10 protein-coding genes are annotated in these 14217 nt (G+C 71.9%); 2 read left to right on the top strand and 8 right to left on the bottom strand.

Translation table 11 applies throughout. The annotated features are described in order from the left end of the window. Nucleotides 1-32 precede the first annotated feature (32 nt). Nucleotides 33-3257, top strand: a complete 3225-nt coding sequence (gene icmF / locus AC54T2_RS06635; RefSeq protein ID WP_496665812.1) for a fused isobutyryl-CoA mutase/GTPase IcmF — start codon at nt 33-35, stop codon at nt 3255-3257. A 119-nt stretch (nt 3258-3376) separates the two neighbouring features. Here the strand turns inward: icmF and AC54T2_RS06630 are convergent, their stop codons facing one another. Continuing rightward, the gene (locus tag AC54T2_RS06630; protein ID WP_496665811.1) at nt 3377-5341 is read right to left on the bottom strand and encodes a sensor histidine kinase; all 1965 of its coding nucleotides are present in this window, start codon (nt 5339-5341) and stop codon (nt 3377-3379) included. 84 nt (nt 5342-5425) lie between these two features. On the opposite strand from AC54T2_RS06630, the gene AC54T2_RS06625 reads away from it, so the two are divergent. Then, nucleotides 5426-5779, top strand: coding sequence for a response regulator (locus AC54T2_RS06625; protein ID WP_489975641.1), 354 nt, complete (start codon nt 5426-5428; stop codon nt 5777-5779). 9 nt (nt 5780-5788) lie between these two features. Here the strand turns inward: AC54T2_RS06625 and AC54T2_RS06620 are convergent, their stop codons facing one another. From AC54T2_RS06620 to AC54T2_RS06590, 7 genes are all read right to left on the bottom strand, one after another. Then, on the bottom strand, nt 5789-6856 hold the full coding sequence (locus AC54T2_RS06620) for an ABC transporter ATP-binding protein (protein WP_206054489.1): 1068 nt from the start codon (nt 6854-6856) through the stop codon (nt 5789-5791). Between the two features lie 8 nt (nt 6857-6864). Then, the gene (locus AC54T2_RS06615; RefSeq protein WP_489975639.1) at nt 6865-7932 is read right to left on the bottom strand and encodes an ATP-binding cassette domain-containing protein; all 1068 of its coding nucleotides are present in this window, start codon (nt 7930-7932) and stop codon (nt 6865-6867) included. Next, entirely contained in the window at nt 7932-8840 is a 909-nt protein-coding gene (locus tag AC54T2_RS06610) for a carbohydrate ABC transporter permease (RefSeq protein WP_186340069.1), read from the bottom strand. Before AC54T2_RS06610 ends, AC54T2_RS06615 begins: the two co-directional genes overlap by 1 nt. Further along, nucleotides 8840-9778, bottom strand: a complete 939-nt coding sequence (locus AC54T2_RS06605; RefSeq protein WP_186340068.1) for a carbohydrate ABC transporter permease — start codon at nt 9776-9778, stop codon at nt 8840-8842. The genes AC54T2_RS06610 and AC54T2_RS06605 overlap by 1 nt, the downstream gene beginning before the upstream one ends. 9 nt (nt 9779-9787) lie before the next feature. Then, nucleotides 9788-11227, bottom strand: coding sequence for an ABC transporter substrate-binding protein (locus tag AC54T2_RS06600; protein WP_186340067.1), 1440 nt, complete (start codon nt 11225-11227; stop codon nt 9788-9790). A gap of 135 nt (nt 11228-11362) precedes the next feature. Next, the gene (locus AC54T2_RS06595; protein ID WP_496665810.1) at nt 11363-12838 is read right to left on the bottom strand and encodes an NAD-dependent succinate-semialdehyde dehydrogenase; all 1476 of its coding nucleotides are present in this window, start codon (nt 12836-12838) and stop codon (nt 11363-11365) included. Further along, nucleotides 12835-14103, bottom strand: coding sequence for an iron-containing alcohol dehydrogenase (locus AC54T2_RS06590; protein WP_496665809.1), 1269 nt, complete (start codon nt 14101-14103; stop codon nt 12835-12837). Before AC54T2_RS06590 ends, AC54T2_RS06595 begins: the two co-directional genes overlap by 4 nt. Nucleotides 14104-14217: the final 114 nt, after the last annotated feature.

Raw genomic sequence — 14217 nt, 5'->3', positions numbered from 1 at the left:
GAGTAGATACTAGGAAGTCCTAGTATCTCCGCATGGCCGACCTGCACCTTCCCACCCACCCGATCCGACTGGTGACGGCGTCCGCGCTCTTCGACGGGCACGACGCCTCGATCAACATCATGCGGCGCATCCTGATGAGCCAGGGCTGCGAGGTCATCCACCTCGGGCACAACCGCTCCGTCCAGGAGGTCGTCGACGCGGCGCTGGAGGAGGACGTCCAGGGCGTGGCCGTGTCGTCCTACCAGGGCGGGCACGTGGAGTACTTCGAGTACCTCGTGGAGTCCCTGCGCGCCGCCGGCGCCGACCACGTGCGGGTCGTGGGGGGCGGCGGCGGCGTGATCGTGCCCCGGGAGATCGCCCGCCTCCGCGAGTCCGGGGTGACCATCTTCTCCCCCGAGGACGGCCAGCGGCTCGGCCTGGTCGGGATGATCAACACGGTCGTCGCCGACTGCGACGTCGACCTGTGGGGCGAGCGGCAGGTCACGGCCGAGCAGGTCCTCTCCGGCGACCGCTTCGCCGTCGCCCGCGCCATCACCGGCGCCGAGGGCGGACACCTCGACGAGGCGCTGCTCGACGAGGTCCGCAGCGCGGCCGCGCGCCGCGTCGTGCCCGTGCTGGGCATCACCGGCACCGGCGGGTCGGGCAAGTCGTCGCTGACCGACGAGATCGTCCGGCGCTTCCGCACCGACCAGCAGGACAAGCTCCGCATCGCCGTCGTGGCGGTCGACCCGACCCGGCGCAAGGGCGGCGGCGCGCTGCTCGGCGACCGCATCCGGGCCAACTCCCTCGACGGCGACCGGGTGTTCTTCCGCTCGCTGGCCACCCGCGGCGCCCACGAGGTGCCCGAGCACCTCGCCGACGTGATCGCGGTGCTCAAGGCCGCCGGCCACGACCTGGTGATCGTCGAGACGCCCGGCATCGGGCAGGGCGACGCGGGCATCGTCCCGCTGGTCGACCACTCGCTCTACGTCATGACGCCGGAGTTCGGCGCCGCCTCGCAGCTGGAGAAGATCGACATGCTCGACTTCGCCGACAGCGTCGCGATCAACAAGTTCGAGCGCCGCGGCGCCAAGGACGCCCTGCGCGACGTCGGGCGCCAGCTCGTGCGCAACCGGGAGGCCTTCGGCAAGCAGCCGCACGACATGCCGGTCTTCGGCACGAGCGCGGCGACGTTCAACGACGACGGCGTCACCGCGCTCTACCAGCACCTGCGCGCGGAGCTCGCGGGCGCCGGCCTCGAGGTGCAGGAGGGCACCCTGCCGACCGTCGACGTGCGCCACTCCTCCGGCATCCGCCAGGTCGTCCCGGCCGACCGCGTGCGCTACCTCGCCGAGATCACCGAGACGGTCCGCGGCTACCACGCGCGCACCGCCGAGCTCGCCGAGGCCGCCCGCCACCTGCAGCGCGTCCAGCACGTCGCCGACCAGCTCGGCGACGCCGACGCGGGCGGGGTGCCCGAGCTGCTCGAGGCCGCCCGCAAGGGCGTGCCCCACGAGGTGGCCGACCAGATCGAGCGCTGGCCGGCGGTCGTGGAGTCCTACTCCGGCGACGAGCAGGTGGTCGTGGTGCGCGACAAGGAGATCCACACCAAGCTGACCCGCGAGTCCCTCAGCGGCAACAAGATCCCCCGTGTCTCGCTCCCCCGCTCCACCGACCACGGCGAGCTGGTGCGCTACTGGCGCAGCGAGAACCTGCCCGGCTACTACCCGTTCACCGCCGGCGTCTTCGCGTTCAAGCGCGACAACGAGGACCCGGCGCGGATGTTCGCCGGCGAGGGCGACCCGGCCCGCACCAACCGCCGCTTCAAGATCCTCTCCCAGGGCCAGCCGGCGACCCGCCTGTCCACCGCGTTCGACTCCGTCACCCTCTACGGCCGCGACCCCGACCCGCGGCCCGACGTCTACGGCAAGGTCGGCACGTCCGGCGTCTCGGTCGCCACCCTGGCGGACATGAAGGCGCTCTACGACGGCTTCGACCTCGTCGACCCGAGCACGAGCGTGTCGATGACGATCAACGGCCCGGCGCCCACGGTGCTGGCGTTCTTCCTCAACACCGCCGTCGACCAGCAGCTCGACGCCTTCCGCGAGCGCGAGGGCCGCGAGCCGTCCGACGAGGAGCGCGCGAGCCTCGCGGCGTACGCCCTCGCCAACGTCCGGGGCACCGTGCAGGCCGACATCCTCAAGGAGGACCAGGGCCAGAACACCTGCCTGTTCTCCACCGAGTTCTCGCTGCGGATGATGGCCGACATCCAGGAGTGGTTCATCGCCAACGGCGTGCGCAACTTCTACTCGGTGTCGATCTCCGGCTACCACATCGCCGAGGCCGGGGCCAACCCCATCAGCCAGCTCGCGTTCACCCTGGCCAACGGCTTCACCTACGTCGAGGCCTACCTCGCGCGCGGCATGGACATCGACGACTTCGCGCCCAACCTCTCCTTCTTCTTCTCCAACGGCATGGACCCCGAGTACAGCGTGCTGGGCCGGGTGGCGCGCCGCATCTGGGCGGTGACGATGAAGGAGAGGTACGGCGCCTCCGAGCGCTCGCAGAAGCTGAAGTACCACGTGCAGACGAGCGGCCGGTCGCTGCACGCGCAGGAGATGGACTTCAACGACATCCGCACCACGCTGCAGGCACTGATCGCGATCTACGACAACGCCAACAGCCTGCACACCAACGCCTACGACGAGGCGGTCACGACCCCGACGGAGGCGTCGGTGCGGCGCGCGCTGGCGATCCAGCTGATCATCAACCGCGAGTGGGGCCTGGCGATGAACGAGAACACCCTCCAGGGGTCCTACGTCATCGACGACCTCACCGACCTCGTCGAGGCGGCCGTGCTCGAGGAGTTCGACCGGATCAACGAGCGCGGCGGCGTGCTCGGCGCGATGGAGACCGGCTACCAGCGCGGGCGCATCCAGGACGAGTCGATGCTCTACGAGCACCGCAAGCACGACGGCTCGCTGCCGATCATCGGCGTCAACACGTTCGTCAAGGAGTCCGCGGCCGACGCCCAGCCGCAGGAGATCGAGCTGGCCCGCGCGACCGAGGCCGAGAAGGAGTCGCAGCTCTCGCGGGTGCGGGCGTTCCAGTCCGAGCACGGCGCCGAGGCCCAGGAGGCGCTCGCCCGGCTCAAGGACGCCGCGATCTCCGGCGACAACGTCTTCGCCGTCCTGATGGACGCCGCCCGCGTGTGCTCGCTCCAGCAGGTCACCGAGGCGTTCTTCGAGGTCGGCGGGCAGTACCGCCGCAACGTCTGACCCGCTGACGGTTCATCAAGGTATGTCGGCCAACCCGCACCTCCCACGATGAACTCAGGCCGGGAAGTGCGGGTTCGGCTGCATACCTTGATGAGCCGGCGCCGGTCAGCCGAGGCAGGTCAGCGGGGGTCGCCGGATCCCGCCGCCGGCAGGTCGAAGCGGAAGACCGTGCCGGCCCCGGGCGGGGTGGGCAGGCACTCGATGGAGCCACCGTGGCGCTGGACGATCGTCTGGCAGATCGACAGGCCCATGCCGGTGCCGCGGAAGTGGGCGCGGACGGCCCCGCTGCGGTGGAAGCGCTGGAAGATGAGCGCGCGCTCGTCGTCCTCGACCCCGACGCCACGGTCCTCGATCTCGACGACGACGCGCGAGCCCTGCCGCCACCCGCGCACGGTGATCGAGGCGGGCTCGCCGGGCCGGGCGTACTTGACGGCGTTGCCGACGAGGTTGCCGACCAGCTGGCGAAGGGCGACGGGATCGGCGTGCACCGACGGTAGGTCGGGGGCGGCCTCGAGCACGTCGTCGGGGCCGAGCATCCCGGACACCTGGTCGAGGACCCCGCCGGGACCGGACAGCGGCACGTCGCGGGCCGCGAGCTCGCCGGACTCCGCGAGGGCGTGCTCGAGCAGGTCGCCGATCAGCTCGCCCATCTGCGCGGCCGCCCGCTCGGCCCGGCGCAGCGGCTCCAGGGCGTCGGAGCCGGGCTCGAGGTCGTCGGCGGCGAGGGAGAGCCACGACCGGACGGCCGAGAGCGGCCCGCGCAGGTCGTGGGCGGCGGTCGAGGCGAACCCCGCCAGCGGGCGCAGGCCGGAGCGGTGCTCGGTGACCTCGCGCAGCACCAGCAGCACGTGTGGGCTGCCGGTGGTCCGCGAGAGCTCGGCCTGCGACACCGCCACCACGACCTCCTCGCCGCTGCGCAGGGGGATCACCACGTCGCCGACGCCGAGCTCGGCCCGGGCGGCGCCGGTGCGGGCCGGGTCGGGGTCTCGCAGCTCCGCCACGAGGTGGGCGAGGGCGTCCGTGTCGCTCGCCCCGGGGCTGACCCGGTGGGCGAGGCGGCGGCTGGCGCCGTTGCTGCGCTCGACGCGTCCCTGCGGGTCGAGCACGACGAGCCCTTCGTCCATGCTCTCGGTCATCTCGGCGAGCAGCTCGGCCTGCTCGTCCGCCTCTGCGCGCGCGGCGGTCTCGGCCGCGTAGGACTCGTCGACCCGGTCGCTGAGCGCCCCGACGGCCAGGCCCGTGACCAGCACGGCGACCATGAAGAGCTGCGACACCAGGACCTGGTCGACCAGGTCGTCGATGGCGGCGAAGGGCCCGCGGCCGGTGAGGCTGAGGGTGAGCGCGATGACGCCGAGGGCGAGGCAGTGCAGCGCCGCCGGGAACGTCGGGAAGCGGGCCGCGGACCACACGGCGAACGCGATGACGAGGAAGACGATGGGGTAGGGCTGCAGGAACAGCACGACGGTCATGGCCACCGAGACCACCCACACCAGCGCCAGCTCCCCGCTGGTGCCGCCGTGGATACGGGCCGAGATGGGCTGCGTGCGCCACTCCCACGCCAGGTGGCCCACCGCCCCCACGGTGAGCACCCCGGTGATGTGGCGGGCGAACCACGCCAGCGGCGTCACCGCCGTCACCGGCGAGCCGTCGACCCAGAGCCCGAGCGTGCCGACCAGGGCGCCGAGGGCGCACCCGACGGCCGCCGCCGCGGCGGTCGCGGCCAGGTTGCGCGGCGAGCGGATGCTGGCGGTCCCGCCGGTGCCCAGCATCGTCGGGCACCACCGGCGCAACAGCAGCACGGTCACGCCGGTCTGGATGACGACCGACGCGCCCCCGAAGAGGCCGACCACGGGCGAGACGCCGGTCGCGATCACCACGGCGACGTGGATGGCGCCCAGCGGCGCGAGCACCCGCCAGGCCCGGCGGGGCGACTCGGCGAGCAGCCACAGCAGCGCCACCCCGGAGCCCGGCCAGATCAGGCTGACGACCTGGTCCTCGACGGCGGTCATCCGTCCGACGACGGTGAGCACGGCGTACGCCGCGGCGAAGGCGACCGCGCGCGGCGGCGACAGTCCCCTCGTCATGGGCAGGAGCCTACGACTCAGATCCGTCCCGGAAACGTCGAAGGCGCGCGACAGCGGCATGTCGTCGGGTCCACACTCGGTGCCATGTCCCTGCGCAGCCTCGTCGCGGACGACGAGCCCGACATCCGCGACTTCATCGGTCACGTGCTCGAGCGGGCCGGCCACGAGGTGATCGTGGTGGACGACGGCGCCGAGGTCCTGACCCGCGCGGCCGCGGAGCGCTTCGACCTCGTCGTCGTCGACCACCACATGCCACGGATGACCGGACTGGCGGTCGCCGCGGAGCTGCGCCGCACCAGTCCGACCACCAAGGTGCTGATCATGTCGGGAGACCTCGACGTGGGCGACGAGCACGTCCACTTCCTGCCCAAGCCGTTCAACCGGAGCGAGTTCATGAGCGCCGTCGACACCCTGCTCGCGGTGCCGCGGGACGCCTGAGCCCCGCGCTCACCGTCCCGTCGTCGACAGCGCGAGGCCGGTGTCGGCGTCGAAGATGTGGGCGCGATCGAGGTCGACGCTCACCGAGACCCGCTCCCCCGGCACGCCCGTGACCGTCGGCCGGGCCTTGACCTTGACCATCTCGGTGCCGACCTTGACGTCGACGACCGTGCGGTCGCCGAGCGGCTCGAGCCCGTAGAGCTCGCCGGCGAGCGTGGCGTCGCCGCGCTCCTCGACCGACACGTCCTCCGCGCGCAGGCCCAGGAGGAGCGGACGCCCGTCCTCCGCGGTGGTCCACCGCGGGCGCGGCAGCGACCAGCCCTGCTCGCCCACGAGGCGGTCGCCCTCGGTGCGGCAGGCGAGCAGGCTGATGCGCGGGCTGCCGACGAAGCCGGCCACCCACTGGTTGGCGGGCCGCTCGTAGACCTCGGTGGGCGTGCCGACCTGCTGCACCCGTCCCTCCCGGAGCACCGCCACCTGGTCGGCCATCGACAGCGCCTCGACCTGGTCGTTGGTGACGTAGAGGAAGGTGCCGCCGAGCGCGCGGTGGATGCGGGTGAGCTCGGTGCGCATCTCGACGCGCAGCTTGAGGTCGAGGTTGGTGAGCGGCTCGTCCATCAGGAACGCCCGCGGCCGCCGGACCAGCGCCCGGGCCAGCGCGACGCGCTGCTGCTCGCCGCCGGACATCTGCGCCGGCCGGCGCTGCAGGAGTCGCTCGATGTGCAGCAACCCCGCCACCTGCTCGACCGCTGCCGAGATGTCGCTGGAGGACACCTTGCGCGCCCGCAGCGGGGAGGCGATGTTGTCGTAGGCCGTGAGCCGGGGGTAGAGGGCGTAGCTCTGGAACACCATCGCGAGGTCGCGGGCCGCCGGGGTGTCGTGGGTCGCGTCGCGCCCGTCGAGGTGCACCGTGCCCCCGTCGAGCCTCTCCAGCCCGGCGATCGCCCGCAGCGTCGTGGTCTTGCCGGCGCCCGAGGGCCCGAGCACCACGAAGAACGACCCGTCCGGCACGTCGAGGGAGACGCCGTCGAGCGCCTGCACGTCACCGAACGCCTTGCGCAGCCCGTGTGCTGACACGGTTCCCATCAGGCCACCAGCTCTTCCGTGCTCGTGTCGTAGACCGGCGGGGTCCCGCCGGCGTGTCGCAGCCCGACCTGCTCGTCCGCCGCGAACCGCGCGGTGGGTGGCATCCGCACCCGCACGTCGCTCTCGCCGCCGTGGTCGACGACGTAGATGATCTCGTCGCCGAGCGCCTCGGCCGAGACGACGCGGGCCGGGACCGTCCGCTCGGCACCGGGCGCCGTCACCTCGAGCGCCTCGGGGCGTACGCCCGCCACCAGCGAGCGGTCGCGCGGCAGCCCGTCCGGCGGCGTGAGGACCAGCCCGCCGGGACCGCGCAGGGCGCCCTCGGACACCTCGACCGCGATGAGGTTCATCGGCGGCGAGCCGATGAACGCCGCGCAGAACAGGCTCGCCGGCCGGTCGTAGACCTCCAGCGGCGTGCCGACCTGCTCGACGCGGCCCTTGTTGAGGATCGCGATGCGGTGCCCGAGCGACATGGCCTCGACCTGGTCGTGGGTGACGTAGACCATCGTGGTGCCGAGCTCGGCCTGCAGGTGCTTGATCTCGGTGCGCACGTCGGCGCGCAGCTCGGCGTCGAGGTTGGTGAGCGGCTCGTCCATCAAGAACGCCTGGGGGCGCCGGACGAGCGCGCGGGCCAGCGCGACGCGCTGCTGCTCGCCGCCCGAGAGCCGCTGCGGGCGACGGTCGAGCAGTCGCTCGAGCTGCATCATCCGGGCGACCTCGTCGACGCGCTGCTTGACCTCCTTCTCGGGCTTGCCCTCGGCCCGCAGGGGGAACGCGAGGTTGTCGCGGGTGCGCAGGTGCGGGTAGAGCGCGTAGAACTGGAACACCATCGCGATGTCGCGCTGCGCGGGCGGCAGGTCGTTGACGAGGGTGTCGCCGATGCGGATGTCGCCCGACGTCTGCCGCTCGAGCCCGGCCATCGCCCGCAGCGTGGTGGTCTTGCCGCAGCCCGACGGCCCGAGCATCACGAAGAGCTCGCCGTCGCCGATGGACAGGTCGACGTGGTCGACCGCCACGGTGCCGTCGGGGTACCGCTTGTGCAGGGACGTCACCTCGATGCCGGCCATCAGCGACGCACCGCCCCGAGGGTCACTCCGGCCACGAGGTGCTTGCGCACCAGGTAGGCGAAGACGAGCACCGGCAGGGCGAACACCACGGCCGACGCGGCCACGAGGCCCCAGTCGACGGTGGTGCCGCCGATGAGCCCGGCGATGGCGGGAGGAGCGGTGCGCACCTCCTGGCTGGAGGTGAGGAAGATGGCGAACACGAACTCGTTCCAGGAGAAGATCAGGGCGAAGACCGCCGTGGCGGCGATGCCGGGGATGAGCAGGGGCAGGGTGAACTTGTGGAACGCCTGCAGCCGCGTGTAGCCGTCGAGCATGGCCGCGTCCTCGTACTCCGAGGGCACCTCGTCGACGAAGCCCTTCATCATCCAGATGGTGAACGGCACGTTGAAGGCGGCGTAGATGAGGATCAGCCCGAGCTTGCTGTCGATGAGCCCCAGCTCGCGATACATCAGGAAGATCGGGATCACGACCACCACGGGCGGCATGAAGCGGGTCGAGAGGATGAAGAAGAGCTGGTCCTTCTTCGCCTTCAGGGTGAAGCGCGAGTAGGCCCACGCGGCGGGGACCCCGAGCACCGTGGCCAGCACGGTCGACGCACCGGCCACGATGACGGAGTTGAGGAACGACCCGGACAGGTCGGAGCGACCGCCGTCGGGCGCGACGAACACGTCCTTGTAGTGGTCGAGGGTGACGTCGAACCCGAAGAACTTCGCGGGCACCGCGTAGACGTCGCGGTTCTCCTTGATGGACGTCTCGAGCATCCAGATCACCGGGAAGAGCATGGCCACGGCCAGCGCGGTCAGCAGCAGGACCTCGACCACCATCCGGCCCCGGCCGCCGCTGCGCCGGGCGCGCGGCGACGACTCCGTGGTGGGAGCGGGCACCGCCTCGTCGATGGAGATGGCCATCAGCCCTCCTTCAGCTTGTTGAGGTAGCGCAGGTAGAACTGCGCGAGGACGATGACGACGAGGACCATGAGGATCCCGTAGGCCGACGCGGTCCCGGTGCTGAAGCCGAGGAACGCGACCTTGTAGACGTGGAACGACAACGTCTCGGTGGAGACCCCTGGACCGCCGCTGGTGAGGATGTAGACGAGGTCGAACAGCCGGAACGCCTCGATCGCGCGGAACATGATGGCGATGAGGAGCAGCGGCCAGACCATCGGCAGGGTGATGTGGCGGAAGCGGAACCACTCCGACGCCCGGTCGATCGAGGCGGCCTCGTAGAGGTACTTCGGGACCGCGGTGAGGCCGGCGAGCGCGATGAGCATGATGAACGGCGTCCACTGCCAGGTGTCGACGACGATCAGCGAGATGAGCGCGGTGCGCTGCCGGGTCAGCCACTCGACCTGGTCGAGGCCGAGGGAGCCGAGCATGCTGTTGATGACGCCGAACTGGGCGTCGAGCATGAACTTCCAGAACAGCCCGACCACGACCGGGGACAGCATCATCGGCACCAGGAACAGCGTGGTCAGCAGCCCCCGCCCGCGAGTCCTCCGCGAGATCAGGTAGGCGATCGCGAAGCCCAGCACGGTCTGCAGCGCCACCGCGCCGACGACGTAGAGCAGCGTCGTCAGGGCCCGCTGGTGGACCTGGTCGGAGGTCAGGATGTCGGTGTAGTTCGTGAACCCGATGAAGTCGGCGGGCACGTCGCGCGTGGCCGAGTAGTCGGTGAAGGACAGGTAGAGCGCCCACAGCAGCGGGAACACCGACATCGCGAGCAGCAGGAGCAGGGCCGGCGAGATGAACGCCACGGCCAGGCCGCGGTCGCTCAGGCGGGGGGAACCCCCCGGTGCAGGGGTCGTCGGAGACGTCCCCTGCACCGGGTGGTCCTTCGTCGTCGTCATGGGTTCAGCTCACAGCCCGCCGCCGCCCGCGGAGTCCAGCACTTCCTGCTGCTCCGCGGCGATGTCGTCGAGTGCCTGCTCGGGGTCCTTGGCCCCGTTGAGCGCGGCGTTGACGTTGGTGTTCTCGATGTCGATGAGCCGGGCGTACTCGGGCACGTTCCACATGTCGCGCATCCGGGTGACCGAGTCGGCGTAGACCTGGTTGAACGGTCCGGCGTCGAGGAACTCCGAGGACTCGAGGGCGTCGGTGCGTGCGGGGACGCCGCCGGCGGCGGCCCACTTCTTCTGGATGTCGGCCTGCTCGAACCACTTCATGAAGTTGAGCGCCTCCGCCTGGCGCTCCTCGGGAGCGTAGGCCGAGATGTGCATGCCCATGCCGCCCAGCGGCACCAGGTCGGTCTCCTGCGAGGGGAGCGTGGCGAAGCCGAGCTTGTCGAGGATCTCGTCCTGGGTCTTGCCGAGCGTCGACTGCTCGGGGTCGACCAGGCCTCCGGCGGCGGCGATCCACTGGAAGGCGATGCAGGCCTTGCCCTGGGCGACCGCGGCGTTGACCTCGTCGATGAACCAGTTGCCCGAGCCCTTGGCGGTCAGCGGCTTCATCTCGTTGACCAGGACGTCCATGGCCTTCTGGCCGGCGTCGTCGTTGATGATGCCCTCGATCGTCTTGTCCTCGGCGTTCCAGAGGTTGCCGCCGTAGACGCCGTTGACCGTGTTGTAGGTGACCGCCGCGGCGTCGGAGCCGTTGGCCTGGTGGAAGGCCAGGCCGCTGACGCCGGGGTTGTCCTCCTGACACTGGCGGGCGACGTCGATCATCTCGTCCCAGGTCTCCGGGGGCTCCTCGCCGATGAGGTCCTTGCGGTAGATCATCGTCCAGGTGTCGCCCAGGAGCGGCAGGCCGTAGAGGCTCGCGTCCTCGTCACGCTGGCCGGTCTCGGCCTGCGGGTACTGGCCGTAGGCGGCGAGGAGGTAGGGGTCGTAGGCGTCGGTCTCGATGTTCTCGTTGACGAAGTCGGTGAGGTCGAGGATGTTGCCGTTGGTCACCGCCTCGCCGATGTGCTGCGAGTCGAGGATCGGGATGTCGAAGTCGGTCTGGCGCGCCGCGAACTGGGTGAACATCGCGTCGTGCCAGTTGGCGTTGGGCACCGTGTTGACCTCGATGGTCACGTTGGGCCGCTCCTTGGTGTACTCCGCGTTGGCGAAGTCCTCCAGCGCCTGGGCGGGGGGCCACTCGAACCAGATGAAGCTCAGCGTCAGCGGGTCGTCGGTGAGCTCGGGGATGGTGGCCGGGGCCGCCGGACCGCCGGCGTCGGACTCGGCGTCGCCGTCGTCGCCGTCACCGCCGCCGCCGCCGCAGGCCGCAAGGGCCGTCGCCACGAGGATGGCCGCCGTGGCCAGGCGTGCCTGCCGTCCGGGGAGGGACCTGCGTCCCGCTCGCTGTAGGTGCCGCATCTGCTTCCTGCTTCCTGCTCGGGATGGGTGATCGGGTGGGTGATCGGGTGGTGCCGGGACTGCGCCGAGACGGGTGGTGCAACTGCGTGGTGGTGGGTGCGTGGTGGTGGGTGCGTGGTGGGACTGGTCGTGCGGTCACCAGGACGTGGCGACGTACTGGGCCTCCATGAACTCGAGGAGGCCCTCGGTGCTGCCCTCGCGGCCCAGACCGCTCTGCTTGGTGCCACCGAAGGGCGCGGCGGGGTCGGAGACGAGACCGCGGTTGAGCCCGACCATGCCGCTCTCCAGGCGCTCCGCGAGGCGGAGGCCGCGCGCGAGGTCGCGGGTGTAGAGGTAGCTGACCAGGCCGAGATCGGTGTCGTTGACGACCGGGAGCAGGTCCTCCTCGCGCTCGAAGCGGACCACCGGGGCGACCGGGCCGAAGACCTCCTCGTGCAGCACCCGGGCGTCGGCGGGCACGTCGACCAGCACGGTGGGCGGGTAGAACGAGCCCGGCCCGCCGGTGGGGCGGCCGCCGATCATGGCGCGGGCGCCGCGGTAGACGGCGTCGCGGACCAGCTGGTCGACCTTGCGCACGGCGTGGTCGTTGATCAGCGGGCCGCACTGGGTGGCCGGGTCGGGGCCCGGGCCGACCCGGATCGCGGACATCCGGGCGATGAGGCCCTCGACGAACTCGTCGTGGACCGAGGAGTGGACGAAGAAGCGGTTGGCGGCCGTGCACGCCTGGCCGCCGTTGCGCATCTTGGCGACCATCGCGCCCTCGAGCGCCGCCTCGACGTCGGCGTCGGCCAGCACGACGAACGGCGCGTTGCCGCCGAGCTCCATCGCGCACTTGAGGACGTTGTCGGCGGCCGTGCGCAACAGCACCCGGCCGACCGCGGTCGAGCCGGTGAAGGAGACCATCCGGGTGCGCCGGTCGGTCAGCATCGCCTCCACGACGGGGCCGGGCCGGGACGTGGTGACGACGTTGAGGACGCCGTCGGGAAGGCCGGCCTCCTGCAGCAGCGCCGCCACGGCCAGCGCCGTCAGGGGGGTCTCGGCGGCGGGCTTGAGCACGGTCGTGCAGCCCGCGGCGAGCGCCGGCGCGATCTTGCGGGTGGCCATCGCGGCCGGGAAGTTCCACGGCGTGACGAGCACGCTGACACCGACGGGCTGGTAGGTCACCAGGAGCCGGTTGGCCCCGCTCGGGGCGTGGCCCACCTGTCCGCGCAGGCGGACGCCCTCCTCGGCGTACCAGCGGAAGAACTCCGCCGCGTAGGCGACCTCGCCGCGCGCGTCGGCGAGCGACTTGCCGTTCTCCAGGGCGATGAGCAGCGCCAGCTCCTCGCTGCGCTCGAGCATCAGGTGGAAGGCGCGCATCAACAGGTCGGCGCGCGAGCGGGGCGACGTGGCGGCCCAGTCGGCGGCGGCCGCGGCCGCGGCGTCGACCGCGGCCACGGCGTCGGCGGTGTCGGCGTCGGCGACCGTGGCGAGCACCGAGCCGGTGGAGGGGTCGTGCACCTCCAGCCGGTTGCCCGTGCCGGCCGGTCGCCACGCACCGGCGACGAACAGGTCGGTCGGCACGGCGATGGCGTCGACCACCGGGCGCAGCACCTCGTCCACGACGGTCATCGCGCACCTGCCGGGGTGGTGAGGTCGTCGGTCGGCAGCACGGCATCGCGCAGGGCCGCGCGGTCGCCGGAATGGGCGGCGCGGACGATGCGCTCGAGGCCGTCGACGTCGAGCGGACGCGGGTTGTTGGCCACGAGACGCTCGGCTCCGCTCGCCTGCTCGGCGGTCCAGCGGAGCTGGTCGGCCGGCAGGCCGATCTCGGCGAGCGTCGCCGGGATGTCGACGGAGGCGAGCAGCGCGGCGACCCGGTCGATGGCCTCGTCGGCCAGGTCCTCGGCGGAGGCGTCGGGCGAGGCGCCCATGGCCACCGCGATCGCCGCCATCTCGGCCACCCGGGCCGGGCGGTTGTACTCCATGACGTAGGGCAGCAGGGCGCCGACGCCGATGCCGTGCGGCGTGTGCGTCAGGGCGCCGACCGGGTACTGGATGGCGTGCGCGGCCGCCGTGCCCGCGGTGCCGAGGGCGAACCCGCCCGCGGTGGCGCCGAGCATCATCGCCTCGCGCGCCTCGACGTCGTCGGGGGTCGACCAGGCCCGGTGCAGGCTGCCGGCGATGAGCCGCACGCCGAGCAGGGCGTAGGTGTCGGTCAGCTCGTTCTTGCCCACGAAGACCCGCTCGGTGGCGAGCCCGGTCGTCAGCGGGCGGCGTACGGCGGTGAAGGCCTCCACGACGTGCGAGAGCGCGTCGGCGCCGGCGCTGGCGGTGAGGCCGGGCGGGCACCCGAGCGTGAGCTCGGGGTCGCACACGGCGACCTGGGGGATCAGGTGCGGGCTGGAGATGCCCACCTTGCTGACCCGGTCGGGATCGGTGAGCACGGCCACCGGGGTCACCTCCGAGCCGGTGCCCGCGGTGGTCGGCAGCGCCACGACCGGCACCACCGGCCCGGGCACCCGGAGCTCGCCGTAGTAGTCGGCCGGCGAGCCGCCGTGCGCGAGGAGCACCGCGACCGCCTTGGCGAGGTCCAGACAGCTGCCTCCGCCCATGCCGACCACGACGTCTGGCCGTGCCGCGGCGGCGAGCTGCGCGCACTGCGTCACCTGGTGCACCGGCACGTCGGGCTCCACCTCGGCGAAGGTCGTGACGTGCACCCCTGCCTGCTCGAGGAGGCCCACGAGCTGGGCGAACTCGGCGGTGGCACCGAACCGGGCATCGGTACAGACCAGTGCGCGCGACCCGAGGGCGGCGGTCACCGTGGCGAGGGCGTGACGCTGCCCGGCTCCGAACAGGACCTGGCGCGGACCGCGCAGGACGCCGAGCAGGCTCATGGGGGCTCCGTGGTGGGGGAGGGAATCGAGGGCGAGTGCACGGACCGGGTGCCGCGAGGGCCCGTTCCCCCACCGCAGACGCCCTGACCCATTTCCTATACGATCTGATTCGTG

Source organism: Nocardioides sp. Z35_8, assembly GCF_059621125.1.
This window is presented reverse-complemented; position numbering and strand designations above follow the sequence as displayed.

Excerpts from the sequence above, each read along its gene's own strand:
- icmF (WP_496665812.1), top strand. The coding sequence starts at position 33 with ATGGCCGACCTGCACCTTCCCACCCACCCGATCCGACTGGTGACGGCG.
- AC54T2_RS06630 (WP_496665811.1), bottom strand. The coding sequence starts at position 5,341 with ATGACGAGGGGACTGTCGCCGCCGCGCGCGGTCGCCTTCGCCGCGGCG.
- AC54T2_RS06625 (WP_489975641.1), top strand. The coding sequence starts at position 5,426 with ATGTCCCTGCGCAGCCTCGTCGCGGACGACGAGCCCGACATCCGCGAC.
- AC54T2_RS06615 (WP_489975639.1), bottom strand. The coding sequence starts at position 7,932 with ATGGCCGGCATCGAGGTGACGTCCCTGCACAAGCGGTACCCCGACGGC.
- AC54T2_RS06610 (WP_186340069.1), bottom strand. The coding sequence starts at position 8,840 with ATGGCCATCTCCATCGACGAGGCGGTGCCCGCTCCCACCACGGAGTCG.
- AC54T2_RS06605 (WP_186340068.1), bottom strand. The coding sequence starts at position 9,778 with ATGACGACGACGAAGGACCACCCGGTGCAGGGGACGTCTCCGACGACC.
- AC54T2_RS06600 (WP_186340067.1), bottom strand. The coding sequence starts at position 11,227 with ATGCGGCACCTACAGCGAGCGGGACGCAGGTCCCTCCCCGGACGGCAG.
- AC54T2_RS06595 (WP_496665810.1), bottom strand. The coding sequence starts at position 12,838 with ATGACCGTCGTGGACGAGGTGCTGCGCCCGGTGGTCGACGCCATCGCC.
- AC54T2_RS06590 (WP_496665809.1), bottom strand. The coding sequence starts at position 14,103 with ATGAGCCTGCTCGGCGTCCTGCGCGGTCCGCGCCAGGTCCTGTTCGGA.